The sequence below is a fragment of the Jeotgalibacillus proteolyticus genome (assembly GCF_050107735.1).
Classification (GTDB): Bacteria; Bacillota; Bacilli; order Bacillales; family Jeotgalibacillaceae; genus Jeotgalibacillus; species Jeotgalibacillus proteolyticus_A.
In genome coordinates this window covers 1-18,667 of record NZ_JBNILO010000002.1, presented here as the reverse complement: position 1 = coordinate 18,667, position 18,667 = coordinate 1, and the positions used below count along the sequence as shown (strand labels likewise).

General features: G+C 40.2%; 12 protein-coding genes. 4 read left to right on the top strand and 8 right to left on the bottom strand.

Features of this window, described 5'->3' with window-relative positions; translation table 11 throughout:
- The first annotated feature begins 88 nt into the window (after positions 1-88).
- Together ACQCT8_RS02935 and ACQCT8_RS02930 are read left to right on the top strand one after the other, a co-directional pair.
- Positions 89-1,087 (top strand): acyltransferase family protein, encoded by a 999-nt coding sequence (locus ACQCT8_RS02935; protein ID WP_426868335.1) that lies wholly within the window; start codon positions 89-91, stop codon positions 1,085-1,087.
- Positions 1,088-1,438: 351 nt separating this feature from the next.
- Entirely contained in the window at positions 1,439-3,163 is a 1,725-nt protein-coding gene (locus tag ACQCT8_RS02930) for a B12-binding domain-containing radical SAM protein (RefSeq protein WP_426868333.1), read from the top strand.
- Positions 3,164-3,358: 195 nt separating this feature from the next.
- Here ACQCT8_RS02930 and ACQCT8_RS02925 read toward each other — a convergent pair whose 3' ends face one another.
- The 7 genes from ACQCT8_RS02925 to ACQCT8_RS02895 all read right to left on the bottom strand — a co-directional run bounded on the left by ACQCT8_RS02925 (position 3,359) and on the right by ACQCT8_RS02895 (position 15,680).
- Positions 3,359-4,708, bottom strand: a complete 1,350-nt coding sequence (locus tag ACQCT8_RS02925) for a TrkH family potassium uptake protein (RefSeq protein ID WP_426868331.1) — start codon at positions 4,706-4,708, stop codon at positions 3,359-3,361.
- Between the two features lie 293 nt (positions 4,709-5,001).
- The gene (locus ACQCT8_RS02920; protein WP_426868329.1) at positions 5,002-5,793 is read right to left on the bottom strand and encodes a TerC family protein; all 792 of its coding nucleotides are present in this window, start codon (positions 5,791-5,793) and stop codon (positions 5,002-5,004) included.
- A 277-nt stretch (positions 5,794-6,070) separates the two neighbouring features.
- Positions 6,071-7,159, bottom strand: coding sequence for an SDR family oxidoreductase (locus ACQCT8_RS02915; RefSeq protein WP_426868327.1), 1,089 nt, complete (start codon positions 7,157-7,159; stop codon positions 6,071-6,073).
- Positions 7,160-7,235: 76 nt separating this feature from the next.
- On the bottom strand, positions 7,236-10,334 hold the full coding sequence (locus ACQCT8_RS02910; RefSeq protein ID WP_426868325.1) for an efflux RND transporter permease subunit: 3,099 nt from the start codon (positions 10,332-10,334) through the stop codon (positions 7,236-7,238).
- 485 nt (positions 10,335-10,819) lie between these two features.
- Positions 10,820-12,217, bottom strand: a complete 1,398-nt coding sequence (gene nhaC / locus ACQCT8_RS02905) for a Na+/H+ antiporter NhaC (RefSeq protein WP_426868323.1) — start codon at positions 12,215-12,217, stop codon at positions 10,820-10,822.
- Positions 12,218-12,621: 404 nt separating this feature from the next.
- A complete protein-coding gene (locus tag ACQCT8_RS02900; protein WP_426868321.1) occupies positions 12,622-13,650 on the bottom strand; it encodes an EAL domain-containing protein in 1,029 nt (342 codons plus the stop codon).
- 461 nt (positions 13,651-14,111) lie between these two features.
- A complete protein-coding gene (locus ACQCT8_RS02895) occupies positions 14,112-15,680 on the bottom strand; it encodes a peptide chain release factor 3 (protein ID WP_426868320.1) in 1,569 nt (522 codons plus the stop codon).
- Between the two features lie 324 nt (positions 15,681-16,004).
- Between ACQCT8_RS02895 and ACQCT8_RS02890 the strand changes: the two genes are divergently transcribed.
- A complete protein-coding gene (locus ACQCT8_RS02890) occupies positions 16,005-16,805 on the top strand; it encodes a DUF4397 domain-containing protein (protein ID WP_426868318.1) in 801 nt (266 codons plus the stop codon).
- A gap of 123 nt (positions 16,806-16,928) precedes the next feature.
- On the opposite strand, the gene ACQCT8_RS02885 is transcribed toward ACQCT8_RS02890, so the two are convergent.
- The gene (locus ACQCT8_RS02885) at positions 16,929-17,168 is read right to left on the bottom strand and encodes a YueH family protein (RefSeq protein ID WP_426868317.1); all 240 of its coding nucleotides are present in this window, start codon (positions 17,166-17,168) and stop codon (positions 16,929-16,931) included.
- Between the two features lie 140 nt (positions 17,169-17,308).
- Between ACQCT8_RS02885 and ACQCT8_RS02880 the strand changes: the two genes are divergently transcribed.
- Complete coding sequence (locus tag ACQCT8_RS02880; RefSeq protein ID WP_426869118.1) at positions 17,309-18,520, top strand: NupC/NupG family nucleoside CNT transporter; 1,212 nt, start codon at positions 17,309-17,311, stop codon at positions 18,518-18,520.
- The last annotated feature ends 147 nt before the right edge of the window (positions 18,521-18,667 follow it).

The window sequence follows — 18,667 nt, the reverse complement described above, 5'->3', positions numbered from 1 at the left end:
CCCGTATAAAACAAAACCTTTTAACCAGATTTCATTTCTGCAAAAACGGGTAAAACAATTAAGATCTTTAAGAAAAGTTGGTGCCTTTATGACGAAACGTGATTATTATTTTGATAACGCTAAATTTTTGCTTATCTTCCTGGTGGTGTTTGGTCATGCTATTCAATCTCTTATTGAAACAGACCCGCTGCTGCTTTCATTGTACAAAACCATTTATTTTTTCCATATGCCGGCCTTTATTCTGGTTGCCGGATACTTTGCCAAAGGAATTTATAAAAAAGGTCTTTTTACAAAGCTCATAAAAAAACTGATTATACCTTATTTAATTTTCCAGCTGATTTATACGCTGTACTACTATTTTCTCAGGAATGAGCAGTCTTTAACGGTTGATCCATTCAATCCTCAATGGTCATTATGGTTTTTAATCAGTATGTTTTTCTGGAGTTTACTGCTCCTGCTGTTTGTGCACGTAATGAAGCTCAGCTTAAAAGCAGCGCTTCCTATAAGTATTGCTCTTGGCTTGCTGGTAGGTTTTATAGGTGATTATTCTACCATTCTAAGTATTTCAAGAACATTTGTATTTTTTCCTTTTTTTCTGTTAGGCTATTATGCTGATCGAAGCTGGTTTTATGCACTGAAAAAAAAGCCATTGCGACTGGCGGCTATATTTTCATTAACCAGTGCATTTTTATTTATGATACTGGTTCCTGAATGGAGCAATAATTGGCTGCTGGGCTCCCATTCCTATGAAAACACAGGGGTTCAAACCGAAATCAGCCCGCTTATCAGAATCATCATTTATACCGTTAACATTTGGCTGGTTGCTTCGTTCTTTGCTTTAACCCCTGAGGAGAACCACTTTTATACTAAATGGGGGAAAAATACGCTTTACGTATATTTACTGCACGGTTTCATTATTCAGTTCTACAGGGAAGCTGATTTTGGAGTCTTTATTAATCCGTATGTATCTTTATTATTCATCATGATCAGTTCGTGGCTGCTGACCATTTTACTTTCAACAAACTGGGTGACAGCTTTTGCTCAGCCGCTAATCGAACTAAAGGCCAGCCGGTTAAAAAGACGATGAAGTGAGCTGCAGGTTCCACTGCTGCTCTTTTGACGCTAATTGAATGGCAGCGAAGTCATCAGCGATTCATGTAACTGCGCACTGCTTAATAGTTTCAAACTCAGAAACAGTCCTTAGGCCGGACTGTTTTTCTTTTCCCAATTTTAGCATTTAATAAGGAATAAAGAAACTGTTTTTCTATTTTTATTCATTATTGAGAACAGTAATTACACTCTTAATCAGGACCAATCCTCCTATAAAATAGTGAAAGAAAACCAAGTAATTAGAGACATCAAAAGAGCCCATATTGTGTCTTTTCCCCGCCTCATGTAAAATGAGTAAAAGTTAGACCCGAAGAAGGAGTTTTTAAAAATGAATATCGTTTTATCTACGCTTAATGCAAAATTTATTCATACGAACTTAGCTCTAAGATGTCTTAAAGCTTATGCAGAGCCGGATTTTTCCATTCAAATTCAGGAATTTACCATCAAAGATCCGGAAATGAATATCGTGGCGGAGCTATACGCCAAAAAGCCCGATGTTCTGGGCTTCAGCTGTTATATCTGGAATATCGAGGAAACCATTAAAATTATTAATTTATTTAAAAAAATATCGCCGCAGACTACGATTATTTTAGGAGGCCCGGAAGTTTCCTACGACGTTCCCTATTGGCTTGAGCGGCTCGATACGATTGATTACATCGTAGTCGGTGAAGGAGAACAAACCTTTAAACAGCTTCTTCGTTCGCTTCACGGTGAAATCGAGTTAAAAGAAGTAAATGGCATTGCTTATCAAAAGGATTCCAAACCTGTAATTCATCCTCAGACAAACAAGCTGGATTTAAAAACACTGCCTTCCCCTTTCAGGTTCGATGAGGACAAACAGGATTTGTCAAAGCGGATTGTCTACATTGAAACAAGCAGAGGCTGCCCATTCCGTTGTCAATTTTGTTTATCTTCGATTGAAGTAGGCGTTCGCTACTTTGACCGAGAAGCAATAAAAGATGAGATCCGTTATCTGATGGCGAACGGGGCTAAGGTGATAAAATTTGTTGACCGGACATTTAATATCAGCAGAAGCTATGCGATGGAAATGTTCGAATTTCTTATTCGTGAACATGTTGAAGGAACAGTATTTCAGTTTGAGATCACCGCTGATATTATGAGGCCGGAAGTAATTCAATACTTGAACGATCATGCACCTGCAGGGTTATTCCGGTTTGAAATTGGGGTGCAGTCCACAAATGATGAAACGAATGAATTAGTTATGAGAAAGCAGAATTGGGAAAAATTAAAGCGAACCGTTACAATGGTCAAAGATGGCAATAAAATTGACCAGCATCTAGATTTAATAGCAGGCCTGCCGGAAGAAGATTATGACTCTTTCCGGAAAACCTTTAATGATGTATTTAAAATGCGCCCTGAAGAGCTTCAGCTCGGCTTTTTGAAAATGCTGCGGGGCACCGGCCTTAGAATTAATGCTGACCGGCATCACTATGTATATATGGACCATGCACCTTATGAAATTTTAAGCAATAATGTTTTGGAATTTGATGATATTATTCGTATTAAACATGTGGAAGATGTTCTGGAGAAATACTGGAATGATCACCGAATGGACTTAACAGTAAATTATACAGCTGAAAATTGCTTCGAAACACCTTTTGATTTTTTTCAGCAGTTCGGAACTTACTGGGATCAGCAAGGCTGGTCAAGAATCGGTCATCAGCTTGAAGACCTATTTAAAAGACTGTATCAATTCCTGCATTCAAAAAACATCACAGAAATTGATATCGTTGAATCGCTTATGAAAAAAGACTATATGCTCAATCAAAAATTTAAGCCTCGTAAACCATGGTGGGAACAGGAAGATAATTCAGACCGAAAACAGGAAATCTATCAAAAGCTTTTGGCTAATCCCTTTCTTGCTGGTGAGGAGTTTGCAGCACTAAATCTGAAGCAAAAAGATCTGTTTAAACATACCTTTATTGAAGAAGGCTTGATTAAGGGGACTGACGGCACTTCCACAAGTGTTTTTATGATGGCGTACTACAACCCAAAAAGCGGAAAGCCTACCCTGTTTGAATTTACTGCTTAAGAACATATACCTTATACAGCATGATATTAACAAAGCCTGAGACACTTGTCTCAGGCTTTTTTGACCGTTCTGAACTTCACTTAACACGTTAGGCCTATCCTGCTTGAATGCTCCGCTCGCCTCTTTTTTACAATGTAAACAGACTTAATTTACAAAGTTTCGGGTGTGGTTTATGCCTCTTTTTGCTTAGAATAATCAGCCGATAATAACACGCTCTTTTGGATAGTGATATTTTGCTTTTTTATTATTTCCGCCGATCATAAATAGAAATGAAATCAGCCCTACTCTCCCGATAAACATCAGGACCATGATAATAAATTTGCTCGGGGTGGATAAATCAGGCGTGATGCCCATTGACATTCCTGATGTACCGAAGGCTGAAGTAACTTCAAATACGACAGAAATAAAGTCATGAGCATCGAAAACCATTATTAACAGGACGGATGTGATGGCCATGAATGAAGCCAGTATAATGACTGCATAAGATCTGTAAACATCAATTAAATGAACTTCTCGTCCAAATACTTGTATTTGATTGTTTCCTCTTGAAAAATGGATTAAAAATAAAATCGCGATCGCCAATGTAGTCGTCCTGATTCCACCGCCTACAGAGCTTGGTGAGGCACCAATAAACATCAGTAAACTTAATAAGATCTGAGTTGCTTCTGTGAAGGTGCTGACATCAATCGTTACAAGTCCCCCTGATCTTGTGGAGGCGGATTGAAACAGGGAATAAAAAAATGCTTTATGCCAGCTTATCCCTTCAAAGCGCTGATTAAATTCCAGGAGGAAAATTAAAACCGTTCCAAGCACCAGCAATATACTGTATGTAATGGTCGTCAGTTTTGTAAACAATGAAAACCGAAAATTACCGGTTTTATTTGATAAAAACTGTTTTAACTCAATTAATACAGGAAATCCGATGGCACCCAGTATGATTAATAAAATATTCACCGTTTGCACAAAGTAATCATCTGCATAAGGCAGGAGAGATTGGCCTGTAATATCAAATCCTCCATTAGTGGTAGCTGATACGGAAGCAAATACTCCCTGAAGCAATGCTTCTCCTATTGAATCGTAAAATTGTGTAAAGTAAACGGCTAGCAGTAAAGCGCCTGCAGCTTCTATTAAAAGAAGAATTTTTATGATTTCAATAATAAGCTTCACGACACCGGACAAGTTGTATTGATTGTGGTCAACCATAATCAATTGTCTCTCCCTAAGCCCAATCCGCTTGCCGACCAGCAGCCAGACGAAGGTTCCTAAAGACATAATTCCAATCCCGCCAAGCTGCAGAATTAATATCATCATAAAGAAACCAAATGTCGTATAGGTTTCTGAAATATTTATAACGGTTAAGCCTGTTACACTTACGGCACTAACCGCAGTAAACAGTGAATCAACAAATGAAATGTATTCTCCATTTTGATGGACCCCCGGAAGCCTTAGCAAAATAAAAGAAAGGCTGATGGCGAGAAAATAATACACAACAATTAATTGAAACGGCTTTAATGTTCTAATTCTATTTTTTATTTTTGCCCACATAGGTTAAATCCTTTCACTTGCCTTAGTCTAATGATAGCTTAGCTGATTTTCGACAGAAAAGGAATGAGTAAATGAAAAACCATCAAAAATTTGCACAATATCGTTATTATACCCCTTTTTTCGCCTAAATTCCTACCAGCTGAAGGAGCTATATTTTACTGTACATCAGAATGAAAAAGGTAAACAATTTTAAACGTCCTTTAGCTTATCAGTCGATACACATACAAAGAGGCTTCCTGGAAACTCAAAAGCAGATGAGTTCCCAAAAAGCCCATTGGAAAGATTTTTAATCTTTAAACAGATAGATCTTCTATATTCTCCTGACTTCCTTTCTTTTTAGCCAGGATATAGCCTCCCACTGCGATGATAACGAGTATGCTCCAGAAAATAATTTTCCATGTCGTTGAATGCGGGAAATGAGTATCGATAATAGCAAGATTCGGATGTCCCAGAGTAAGAACTGCTAGCTTAACCCCAACCCAGCCGACAATTAAAAATGCCGTTGTTTCAAGCAATGGATATTTGCCAAGCAGACGAACGAACCAGTGAGCTGCAAACCTCATGATGATCAATCCAATCAATCCACCAAGGAAGATTACGATAAATTGGCCTCCATCAATGCCCCCTATTTCGAATGCTCCAACTGCTGGTAATGTCAATGCCAGTGCAACTGCAGCAAGCATGGAATCAATGGCGAATGCAATATCTGCAATTTCCACTTTTAAAACAGTCATCCAAAATCCTGAGCCCTGCGTTTCTTTTTTTGCTTTTTCTACGTCAGTAAGTTCTGCTTTGGAAGAACGGGCCTGCTTTATAATATGGCTGATTGAAATATACAACAAATAAATAGCTCCAAGTGCCTGCACCTGCCATACATCAATTAAGACTGCAATCAGGAATAATGAGGCAAAACGGAATATGAAAGCTCCAAATAAACCGTAAAATAAAGCTTTTTTTCTTTGCTCTGGCGGGAGATGCTTTACCATCACTGCCATTACTACTGCATTATCCGCTGCAAGTATACCTTCTAGACCAACAAGAATGAGTAAAACCCATCCGTACTCCAATAGTAAAGCTGCATCCATTAATTTTCCTCCTCTACTTCATTGTCACCAATATCATGGGGTGCCTATGCAAAAAATCGCAAAAAAGACCTTTGCCTAATAAAAGGCAAAGGTCTTGCTAAGCATATGTATATGCCATTAAGGCCGATGGATGTTAACTCCATGTGATGACGACCAGTAATTAGCCGCCTGATTCAGCGACTATAGCTACTCCCCCTTGACAGCATGTCAAAGAAATATTTAATTTATATTTATTATATCACCTAATGGCAAATTGTACACAAATGTTTAATTTTTTTCATTTTACAGGAGGATGCAGGTTTTTATTATTTTTATTCTGTTCATAATACCTTACCATTGCTCCGATTGTCTCTAAAAAGTCCGGACAGCTGATGTTTGAACCCGCCAGATCCATTTCTGTCTCTTCCTGCTCAAATCTTCCCATATACTGAAAATAGTCAAGCGCCTGTCTCTCCACCCCCAAATACTTTCTAATATAAGATAGGCTGAGGAGTTTATCAGCTAAAGTATAAGGAACAGTATACGTTGGTTTCTTGCCAATCTGCGCCATCATCATAAATCGGAAAATTTCCCGCGCAGGATACGCTTGCGGGTCTGTCAGATGATACGTCTTTCCTGCACTGTTTTTTATTCTGCTCAGCCAGTCCGCAGCTTCAATCACATAATCTACCGGCACAACATTTAATTCGGCACTGCTCTTTCCTATGTAGGGGATCGATCCGTATTTCTTTAATCGGTCCATTATATTCAGTAAATAATATGGACCATCAAACTTGGAGGTAGCACCCTTTTTATCTCCTTTCACAATAGAAGGCCGGAAAATGGTAACCGGAAGTTCTTTTTTGCATTTTTGTACTAACACTTCTGCTTCGTATTTTGTTTCTTCATAGTAATTTCTAAACTGATATGGACGTATCAGTTGATCCGCTTTGATGGCTCCTTCCCTTCTTCCGGCAACATAAGCCGTACTGAAATAAATATAGCGCTTTAAATTCGTCAGCTCCTTTACCCATTCATTCACATGATATGTACCAGTAACATTAACTTTATAGGCCAGAGATTTTTCTACAGCAAGATCGTATACTGCTGCGAGATGCCAAACATATTGTATCTTATCCTGAAGATGTTTCTTTGTAGGCAGCGGCAGTCCCAGATCTTTTTTTGTAATATCTCCTTCTATAACCTGAATGGTTGATGTATTTATTCCCTCCCGCATCAGCTTCTCAATGGTTTCGTTTGCTTTTTTCATCATAGCAGGAAGCACAAGCACATAAATTCTTTTGTCACTGCTGTCGGAAAGCCAGCGTTTTATAAGTTGTTCACTTATAAAACCAGGAAAACCTGTAATAAAGTAACCTTCTTTCATTTTTCACTCCCCCTTTTCATTCAATAGTAAAGCTATTAAAAAAGGGGTTCAACCATTTTGGCTGAACCCCTTTACATTAGTTTTCTTTCACTGGTGTATGCTTTTTACTTTTTTTGCGATTCATCTTTCTTGTTTCAGGATCTAAGAAGCTGTAAACAATAGGAACAATGTACAAGGTCAGGAATGTTGAACTGATCAGTCCGCCAATTACAGTGATGGCCATCGGCTGATTAATTTCAGTCCCTTCCCCTATCCCAAGGGCAAGCGGGATTAAACCGAGAATCGTCGTTAAAGCTGTCATCAGGATTGGTCGTAGCCGGTCCCGGACAGATGTGATAATAGCGTCATAGCTCGACATGCCATCCGCTTTTCTTTGGTTAATATAATCCACTAAAACAATTCCGTTATTTACTACAATTCCTGACAGCACCAACAGCCCGATGATGGCAGTCACACTAACAGGGGTTTGAGTTACTACCAATGAAATTGCGACACCTATGACCATAAGCGGTACTGTAAACATAATAACGAACGGGTATTTAAAGGATTCAAATTGTGCAGCCATCACAAAGTAAACCAAAATGATCGCAAGAACAACAGCTAAGAGCATATCATTCAGAGAATCATCCAATAGCTCTCTGTCTCCGCCGAATACAACTTCTGTTTCGTCCGCAAGTTCAAGATCAGCAATTACTTCATCCACTTGGGCTGATATAGCACCGAGATTGGTTTCAGAGGTATAAGTAGCTGTAAATCCAACCGCAGCCTGCTGGTCAATTCGCTGAAGCGACACAGGTCCTTCCGCTGTCTCAATATCAGCCAGCTCCAGTAATTCTACAAACTGTCCGCTTGGTGCACGCAAAGATAGAGATCTAAGACCGTCGAGTGTATTCGCTACTTCTTCCTCATACTGCACAAACACACTGTATACTTGAGAATCTTCAGAGATAATTTGGGTAGCTAGTGCCCCTCTTGTTACGTTGTTAACGGATTGAGCGATTTGAGCAGGTGCAAAGCCATACTCTCGTGCGCTTTCCCGGTCAATTGTAAGCTGTATCTCCTCAACTGTATCTTCAAGGTCGGTTTCAACTTCTGTGATGGAATCAAGATCCAGTAAAGCTGTTTCGATTTCATCAACAGCTTCCTCCAGCCTGGACTCATCTGTATCCCTCACGGAGAAGGACAGTGTCTGCGGAGAGGATCCTGTTGCCGTCTGCAGATCCGCTGACACTTCTGCTGTTTCGTTTACTTCGAGTGCTGCCTCCTCAATTTCAGGAGAAAGATCTTCGATAAACTCAAAGACAGATACATCCCGGTCATCAAGTGGAATCATCTTCACTGATATATCAGCTATACTTCCATCCGATCCACCATCAAAAGAGCCCTGCTGCAGTGCACCAACCTGGCTGACATACACCTCAACTGCTTCTTCCTCTTTCAATTCCTCTTCTATAGCTTCTACTACTCTGTCTGTTTCTTCAAGGGCCGTGCCGTTTTCTAATGAAACACGGATGTTAAAGAACCCTTCGTCTGTTGCAGGAAGAAATTGCGTTCCTACAGTGGTAATTCCTGCTGCACCGCCTGCAAGAAGCAGGAATGTCAACAGTATAGGCGCCCAGCGTCTGCGAAGGGCCCAGCGAATCGTTTTTTCAAAGCCCTTCATAAACGATGTCTGCTTTCGCTCTGCTTCAAAGTTTTTAGGCGGCTGTTTGAGCAGTCTGCTCGCAAGCATTGGCACAACTGTCAGCGCCACTACCAATGAAGCGAATAAACTGAATGAAATGGTTAAAGCAAATTCTGTGAAAAGATCGCCAATCAATCCTTCGATAAAAATAACTGGAATAAATACAGCAACCGTTGTTAAGGTAGAAGCGGTTATCGCTCCGGCTACTTCCTTTGCTCCATCTTTGGCAGCTGTTTTAGGATCCTTTTTCATGGATAAATGCCTGAATATATTTTCAAGAACGACTATGGCATTGTCCACAAGCATCCCGATTCCAAGTGCCAAGGCACCAAGTGTAAAGATATTTAAGGAGAAGTCTGAGAAAAACATTAAAACAAATGTAACAATAACCGAATACGGGATTGCCACTCCAATAATTATTGGACTTTTTACATTTCGTAAAAACAGGAATAAGACGATCATGGCGAAAAGTCCACCAATAATCAGTGAATTACCGATATTCCCAATGGCAAGCTGAATATAATCGCCCTGGTCAAATAACACGTCTGCGGTAATCGAATCGTAGCGGTCTTCTTCAAGCAAGCGGCTAAGCTCGTCCTGAAACGCTGTGGATACATCAGCTGTATTCGCATCTGACTCCTGCAGCACACTAATCAGGACCGCTTGTTCTTCGTTTGCACGTGTGATAACATCTGACTCTTCTTCCTGCAATGTAACCTCTGCAAGATCGCTGATGCGTATATTTTCACCATCTGCAGGATTGACGGTAACCACAAGGTCCTGTATGTCTTCAACTGAAGTAAGCGTGCTTAAAATTCTAGTTGTGAGTTCCTTTCCTTCTGTTTGAACGGTATCTCCCGGAAATGAAACATTATTAGACTGAATCGAATTTAACACATCTGACTGTGTAAGACCGTATTCTTCAAGTTGGTCCTGATCCAATAATATGCGGACTTCTTCTGAGAGTGAATTGGAAACATCGACGCTTGCAACGCCATCTGTACGCGTTAATTCCAGCTCTAGTTCCTCAGCCAATTCCCGGATATCGGTTGAATCGTCAGAAGATCTGAGGCTGAGCTGGATAACAGGAAACTGTGAAGGATCAAATTTCAGCACCCTAGGCTCGGCAGCTCCTTCAGGCACTTCCACCTGCTGAACAGCCTGCTGGATATCTCCTTCTACTTCATCTATATCTGTTGCAAAAGTAAACTCGAGGAACACCAGATTGGATCCTTCTTCTGAAGTGGATTGAACATTTTTCAATCCAGGAAGCAGCGCTACCTGAGACTCAATCGGCTTCGTGACTTTTTCAAGAACTTCCGTTGGGCTTGCACCGGGATACGAGGTTACGACGACTGCAACCGGAGGATTTATATCCGGAATAAGTTTAATTGGAATTCTTGTTAAAGAAATAGTCCCGAGCAAAATAACTAAAAGCATGGTGACAATCGTAAAAACAGGCCTTCTTACTGAGAAATTACTGATATTCAACCGAAACGCTCCCTCCGCTGGACAAAATAGACATCGTCCAACTATCATACTATGTCTATTTACTATACTGACTAGAGTGTCGTTATTCAATATTTAAAGTGCCCGTTCACAATATAAACAAAATTCCACACTCTTTTTTAATGATTTTTTTATTCCGCAGATCATGATTTATTCAGCTTAGTGCTTATCTGGATGGTGGAATCTTCAGGGTCAGGCACTGGACAAATTGCTGTTTTAAAATAAAAAAGAGCTTGAGACAAAAGTGTCTTAAACTCTTTGATCGGTTCTTTGCGCTTTAGACTGACAATTTCTGCAGTGACGGGAGCTTTAGCCCTTCCAAGTGTCCAGCCTTGTAAAGTCTAAAGCAATCGCCTTCTCCTGCTGCAGTTGCTGCCTTCAGCTTCCCTCTCCTCATATTATTGATAAATACTTCCTCATTTTTTAGATTTTTTACGTTTTGACCAAACTCTGCAAATCATTTTGGATTACAATACAGAGCTTTCCTTTTTTCTGTGCGTAATGGTCCATCCCGTTAAGCAAAATAAAACAGTCAATACTGGACATAGCAGACAGAAGAGTGCAAAAGGAAGATACTCAAGCGTTGGAACACCGAGCACACTGGTAATAAATACACCGCATACACCCCATGGCACGAGTGGATTAACTACAGTACCCGCATCTTCAAGCACCCTGGATAAATTTTTCCTTTCAAGACATAAGTCATCAATGGACCGTTTGTATGATTCTCCAGCCAGAAGAATTGATAAGTATTGTTCTCCTATAACGACATTAATGCCAAAAGCTGTTCCAGCTGCGGACAGCAGCGCAGAGGATGATTTTTTCAAACTCTGTTCCACCAGGGAAAGTAATCCTTCAATCGTGCCCAGTTTAAAAAGCAGTCCTCCCAGTCCAAGTGCAAGCAGGACGAGGGAAACAGTAAAAAGCATGGACTGTAATCCGCCTCTTGTAAGGAGCTCATCAATGTTTTCTATTCCTGTAGAAGAAACATACCCATCCATTAAGATCGATGCCAAATCTGAATAAGAGGTAAATGTGTGCAGGTATGACAATGAAATACTAAAAACAATGGTTACTGCAAGAGCAAGCATGGCTGGCACTTTTTTTACCGCCATTATAAGCAGTCCTGCGATTGGCAGCAGAGAGTACCAATGGATGAGCCCCGTATCGCTGAGCCCATTTCTTAGAATATCCAGACTTTCGCCCGCAATTGCTTCATCATTAGCAGGTGATAGAATTCCAAACACCAGTAATGAAAGAACAAACGCCGGGAGGGTTGTCCATGTCATATTTTTTATATGATCAAACAGATCAACCCCAACAACCGTAGAAGCAAGATTTGTAGTGTCGGACAAAGGAGACATTTTATCTCCAAAAAATGCACCGGACACGATTGCCCCGGCTGTTACTGCAAGAGAATAATCCAAAGAAGAAGACATTCCTATAAACGCTACCCCCAATGTAGCGGTGGTGGTCAATGAACTTCCTATTGATATCCCAACCATCGCTGTAACGATAAAGACAATTGAAAAATAAAATGGCCAGTCAGCGATCAGCAGCCCGCTGAACATTAGAGTTGGAATCGTTCCTGAGAGGATGAAACTGCTGATCAGCATTCCGATAAAGAAAAATAAAAAGACGGCGCTTAATCCTGAAGCTGCGCCGGATGTCATCCCTTCCTGCAGTTCTTTAAGTGAAACTCGTTTCCATAAACCAAACCCAAATAGCAGCAGAATACTGATGACAATCGGAATGTGTGGAACTGTTTGAAAGTGGATCATACTGACACTGATACACGCTACTATAGTAAAAAGAATGAAAATTGCTTCACCTTTTGAAGATTTTAAAGATTCTGACCCGTTCATATTTGTTACCTCCTTATTAGTTCATGCGTTTTTCAGATTCTCTCATGGTTGTGAACAGTATAGGGCGATTAATGGCTTTTTTATAGCCAATGCAAAAAAGAGAACGACTTAATCCCTGGTTAGGGACGAAGACGTTCTCCGCGGTACCACCCTGATAAACTGCGTACACAGTTCGCTTTATTTCGTACATCCATTATTGGCAGTGTAATTCAAAAATTTATTGCCTAAGCTTTCACCATCCGCTTAGTCTCTGTATGCTGCACATGAATTTTTTACTCTGTCTGCCGGATCGTCGCTTTATGCTATTTCACTTAAACGCTTTTAAGCACTAAAGAATCATTCTAATAATAGCATAAATTTCACTACAGTCAACCGGCTTTTGAATAATCAGTTTCATTCTCAAATTAAGAAACGAATAATGCATTCACTGCTGGCAACTGTGCAGACTCTGATGGTTTTCCAAATAGATAGCCCTGGCACAGGTCAAGCCCGAGCTTCTGGCATATCTCTAATTCTTCTTTACGTTCAATTCCTTCAGCCAGTACTTTTATGCCTAAATTAGCAGATGTTTGACGAATTTCTTTTAAGAAAGCTTGTTTTTCCTCATCCGTATCGCAGAAGGACACAAATGATCGGTCAATTTTCACATAATCAGGCTCTAGAAGCTTCAGCATATCAATCGTTGAAAATCCTGCCCCCACATCATCCAGTGCTACTTTAATTCCTTCACGCTTGTATGTATTGAACACGGATTTCAGGTGATCTACGTCTGTAATTTTTTCTGTTTCAACGACTTCAAATACCAGGTCTTCAGGATCTATATCATATTTTTTTACGATATTAAACGTATGTTTTAAACAATACTCAGGATTGTAAATGGTAGATGGGAGAAAATTTATAAAGCTTTTAATTCCAGCCTCGATATGCATTTTTTTAGCCTTAATAGCTTCTTCTCTAGCCCGCTGATCAAGAAGAGAATGAAAACCTGTGGAATTGGCGACTTTAAATAGTTCAAATGGAGAGATGCTTTTGGATGGATCGTTCGAGCGAAGCAGGGATTCGTAGGCGTAAACATCTCCTGATTGAACATTTACTATTGGCTGTAAATGACTGACGAACTTTCCATTTTGAATGAAGTCAATGGTTTCACGGTTTTGAATTCTTTCCAAAAATAATTGAATGTCCATAAAAGCTGCTTTGGCGCCTTGTTGAGCCACTCCACAATTCACATGATGATAGCCCGCTTTGTATAATTTTACTGCAACTTCTTCTATTTCTTTAAGATTCGTATAATCGAGTGCTGCAGACTTGCCAGATTGATAAAACGAATCGGAGATCTCCTTTGCCTCACTAAGCTGTATTTGTAATACAAAAAAAGTCCCTTGTTTGTTAAAATCCACTGACACTCCGCATTGACTACAAGAATAATCCATCTTTCGACCCACTCCCTTTTATAGTTAAATAGTATTATTATTATTTTATATGTAAATAGTCACTATGAAAACCTTTTTTAGTAAATTTTTTTATTTAGTTTATTTAAATATAATCAGGACAGTTTTATGTAATGTCATATCGTGAGAGAAGTACTTGATCAGGGGGATTTAATTTGCAAACTTAAAAGAAATGAGGCTGGGACAAAACTAAAAAAAGTGTAAAAAATGAGGAAATTTTATTAAAAGTAGTAATTGAGCGGAGCGGAAGGTGGCGACTCCAGGATATGACGGCAAGCTGAGACCCCGCTAGGCAAAGCCTGAGGAGGGCTCAGCGCCGTCCCTGCGGAAAGCGTCCGCCTGAACCTCAGTGAACCGGTCGTAGAGCTTGAGACACTTTTGTCCCAAGCTCATTCTTTGTGAAATTTATGAATTCTGTATTATACATGAATAGAGGAAATTTTCTACAGCAGACTGTAAAGTTTTACATCAGGATGTTTATCAGAAAACCAGCGCATAGCAAAATCATTTTCAAATAGAAACACTAAGCGGTCATGCCGATCTTTAACAAGCATGCTTCTGCTTGAAGACATGGAATCCTTTACTTCATTTTCGTTTTCGATCCATCGTGCAATTTTAGAGCCGATATTCTCCATCATCACATCCACATTGTATTCATTTTTCATGCGGTGCTCAAATACTTCAAATTGCAGCTGGCCAACAGCCCCTAAAATGACATCTTCGGTCCGAAGAGTTTTATAAAGCTGGATTGCCCCTTCCTGTACAAGCTGATTAATTCCTTTGTGAAAATGCTTCTGCTTCATAACATTTTTAGCGGTGACTCTCATAAATAACTCAGGTGTGAACTGTGGAAGCTTCTCAAAATGAAAGCTCTTTTTGCTTTCTGTTATCGTGTCACCGATTTGATAGTTCCCTGTGTCGTAGATTCCAATAATATCGCCGCTTACCGCCACGTCGACCGTGTTTCGGTCATCTGCTAAAAAGGAAGTGGAGGAAGAAAGTTTAATGGTTTTGCCCGTTCTGGATAACTGTACGGACATCCCTCTCTCAAATTTACCTGAACAAATACGCAAAAATGCGATCCGGTCTCTATGTGCGGGATTCATATTGGCTTGAATTTTAAAAACGAATCCTGAAAATTCTTCTGAAGCCGGCGCAATCGGACCTATATCAGATTCTCTCGGCTGGGGTGCAGGAGCGAATTCAAGATAAGTTTCCAAAAAGGTTTGTACTCCAAAATTTGTCAAAGCACTCCCAAAGAAAACGGGCGTAATTTCTCCATTCGCCAGACGTTCTTCAGTGAATTCATTTCCTGCTTCTTCAAGAAGCATCACATCTTCGAGTGCCTGATCATAAAGACCTGATTGCTTAATGGCATGATCACCATCAAGCTCTCCTTCACCATTTAAAGGCAAAAACCTCTCATGATCTTCCACTCGAAACTGTTCAATTCTTTTATGATGCCGGTCATAAATGCCCAGAAACTCCTTACCCATTCCGATTGGCCAGTTCATTGCATAAGATTCAATCCCAAGAACTTCTTCAAGCTCTTCCATAATTTCAAGCGGTTCTCTTCCCTGGCGGTCAAGCTTGTTTACAAATGTAAAGATTGGAATTCCTCTCATTTTACACACTTTAAAAAGCTTCAGCGTTTGCGCTTCTATTCCCTTTGCCGCATCAATAATCATCACGGCACTGTCTACAGCCATTAACGTTCGGTAGGTGTCTTCACTAAAATCCTGGTGACCGGGTGTATCAAGTATATTTACGCGTTTATGATCATAATCAAACTGCATGACAGAAGATGTCACTGAAATTCCACGCTGTTTCTCAATTTCCATCCAGTCTGATGTAGCATATTTGCCTGTTTTTTTTCCTTTAACCGTTCCAGCAGCACGAATGGCGCCGCCAAATAATAAAAGCTGTTCTGTCAGGGTCGTTTTCCCTGCATCCGGGTGGGATATAATAGCAAATGTGCGCCTTGATAATACTTCATTTTGTAATGTAGTCATTTTTTAATCCTCTCGATCTTTAAACTGTATCCATTAAATGATAGTGGTTCATTCAAAGGAATGCAAATGTGTATTTTTATCTTCAAGACTTTCTTATTCTTTATAAATGATCTTATTAAGTAAAAATCCTAAAGTATATCGAATTTAATCCGTTATTCTTCTCTTCTGTTGACCTTAATCAATCGCTGCTATAAAAGTATTCAAGCGATTTTAAATTCGCAAACTGAATTTTCAGCATATTGAAAGTTGATTCTAAATTGTACATAAGTTATAAATAGATTGTACACATGTTGTACAACTACTTTAACGAGGAGAGTGAGTGGATTGAAAAAGTTTTTTGCTTCTTTATTTGCTGCTGTAATGATGCTTGCGCTAATGGGAGGAGCCGCCCTTGCTGACGATCACGAAGGTGAAGGCTGGGTAAGAATCCTGCATGCTTCACCTGATGCACCTGCTGTGGATGTATACGTTAATGGAGAAGCTGTAGTGGAGGGAGCCGAATTTAAGGCATACACAGATTACTTAGCTCTGTCAGCGGGTGAACATGATGTGGAAATTTTCCCTGCCGGTGTTCAGGAAACTGCCGTGATCACAGAAACGATAACTGTTGAAGCAGGAAGCTATTACACTGCTTCTGCCATTAACCTCTTAGAAGCAATTGAACTGAATGTTACACAAGATGATCTTATGATAGAAGAAGGAATGGTAAAGATTCGCGCGGGACATTTTTCTCCCGATGCACCTACAGTTGATGTAGGACTTGTTGGGGGAGACGCAGTCTTCAGCGGCGCATCATTTCCTGCAGTGACAGACTTCACTGAACTTCCTGCTGATACTTACGACCTTGAAGTACGAACACCAGAAGGAGATCAGGTGCTTGATCTATCCGGAACAGCACTTGAAGAAGGAATGGCTTACAGCGTGTATGCAGTAAATACACTTGACAGCATTGAGGCTCTTGTATTGACTGCTCCGGGTGCTGAAACAATGCCAAGTAAAATGCCTGAAGCAGGCTTTGGCGGAGCGGCAGGTCAAAATAATTCGATTTTCCCTTACGCTTTGACACTTGCTGTTTTAAGCGGTGCCATTGCATTTGCAGCACTTCGAAAGAGAGCATTAAATTAATTCCATTCTCAAACAACCTTCTTCTGGAACGAACAGAAGAAGGTTTTCTAGTTGCAATAACGATTTTAATTTTAAATCGTATAGCCAGGAGTGCAATTGTACAACATACATGTATCGATCCTCTTACATTTCATTGGTCCACTGGGAAATTCGCTGGGCAATTTCAGCTGATTCCCGAGCATCTGTTGTTTTTTCCAACGTTCCCATAAGTTTATGACTTAATTCCTCACCTAATTCATCGTATGTAAATTCTGCAGACCACGAAAGTGCGGGAATAGCTACTAAAATGGTTTCCTCTTTTTTATTTTCATGAATAAAAACTTTTCTTTCATTAACTCCTGATATGCTTTTTCTAATTTTCATGGTAATTTTTCCTCCAGTTGTCAGACCTCTGACATTAATTTGACACTTTTGTGACTATTATTGAAACGCTTGCAATTGCATTGTAAAATGAGTGAAGTGTTTTGACAAGCATGATTAAAAGAATGGAGTTGTACACAGTGATAAATATCCTTTGGGGACTGGCAGGCATTATCGTCGTTTTGGGGATTGCCTTTGCACTTTCATCAAATAGACGCTCAATCAATTGGAGGCCTGTATTTGTAGGCCTTGCCCTTCAATTGACGTTTGCGTTTCTCGTACTTAAGACAAGTCCCGGTCAATGGGCACTTGAAAGACTGACATTTGGCGTCAACAACATTATCACCTACGCCAATGAAGGAATTGAATTTGTTTTAGGCGGCTTCGTATATCAGGATGACCGAATTGTTTTTGCGATTAATGTATTATGTATCATTATCTTTTTCTCAGCACTTATTTCCGTTCTGTATCACCTGAAAATCATGCAAGTCATTATCAAATTTCTTGGCGGCGGTCTTTCCTGGCTGCTGGGTACACGAAAAGCGGAATCCATGTCTGCTGCAGCAAATATATTTGTAGGACAAACAGAAGCTCCTTTAGTCGTTAAACCTTATATTGCCAAAATGACTAACTCAGAGCTATTTGCTGTCATGACAGGTGGACTCGCATCTGTTGCCGGTTCGGTACTGATCGGTTATTCCCAGCTTGGTGTTCCCCTTGAATATCTGCTGGCTGCCAGTTTTATGGCTGCACCAGCCGGTCTGGTAATGGCAAAATTATTCGTACCTGAAACAGATGACCGGCCGGATCCGGAAGATTTGGAAATGGAAGCAGATGCTGAAGCAGCAAATGTAGTAGACGCTGCTGCAAAAGGCGCAAGCACTGGTCTTCAGCTAGTATTGAATGTTGGAGCGATGCTGATTGCTTTTATCGCATTAATTGCCATGCTGAATGGAATTTTAGGAGGCATTGGAGGATTATTCGGCTACGATAATCTATCAATTGAATTAGTGCTTGGCTATATCTTCGCCCCTCTTGCTTTTGCTATTGGAATTCCTTGGAATGAGGCGATTCAAGCCGGTAACTTTATTGGTCAAAAACTTGTATTAAATGAGTTTGTTGCCTATGCAAGTTTTGCTCCTATGATTGATCAATTATCAGAAAAAACTGTGGCGATCATTACATTTGCGCTTTGCGGTTTTGCCAACATTTCTTCTCTTGCCATCCTTCTCGGCGGATTAGGAAATCTTGCGCCTGAACGCAGACCTGATATTGCGCGTCTTGGAATACGGGCAGTCATTGCCGGTGCGCTTGCATCGCTGTTATCTGCTTCGATTGCCGGTATGTTCTTTTAATTTTAAAATATGTAGGCATTAAATAAAGTAGGGAAACCACTCTCGTGGCTCCCCCCTTATCAAACCGTACGTGCCCTATTAAGGCATACGGCTTACCCATATGTTACAATGCTTGATCAAGAGGATGCGTTCCAGGCATTCTGCATC

Bases quoted from the DNA above. Each gene is read 5' to 3' on its own strand.
- ACQCT8_RS02930 (WP_426868333.1), top strand. From the start codon at position 1,439: ATGAATATCGTTTTATCTACGCTTAATGCAAAATTTATTCATACGAAC.
- nhaC (WP_426868323.1), bottom strand. From the start codon at position 12,217: ATGAACGGGTCAGAATCTTTAAAATCTTCAAAAGGTGAAGCAATTTTC.
- ACQCT8_RS02915 (WP_426868327.1), bottom strand. From the start codon at position 7,159: ATGAAAGAAGGTTACTTTATTACAGGTTTTCCTGGTTTTATAAGTGAA.
- ACQCT8_RS02925 (WP_426868331.1), bottom strand. From the start codon at position 4,708: ATGTGGGCAAAAATAAAAAATAGAATTAGAACATTAAAGCCGTTTCAA.
- ACQCT8_RS02885 (WP_426868317.1), bottom strand. From the start codon at position 17,168: ATGAAAATTAGAAAAAGCATATCAGGAGTTAATGAAAGAAAAGTTTTT.
- ACQCT8_RS02900 (WP_426868321.1), bottom strand. From the start codon at position 13,650: ATGGATTATTCTTGTAGTCAATGCGGAGTGTCAGTGGATTTTAACAAA.
- ACQCT8_RS02920 (WP_426868329.1), bottom strand. From the start codon at position 5,793: ATGGATGCAGCTTTACTATTGGAGTACGGATGGGTTTTACTCATTCTT.
- ACQCT8_RS02895 (WP_426868320.1), bottom strand. From the start codon at position 15,680: ATGACTACATTACAAAATGAAGTATTATCAAGGCGCACATTTGCTATT.
- ACQCT8_RS02935 (WP_426868335.1), top strand. From the start codon at position 89: ATGACGAAACGTGATTATTATTTTGATAACGCTAAATTTTTGCTTATC.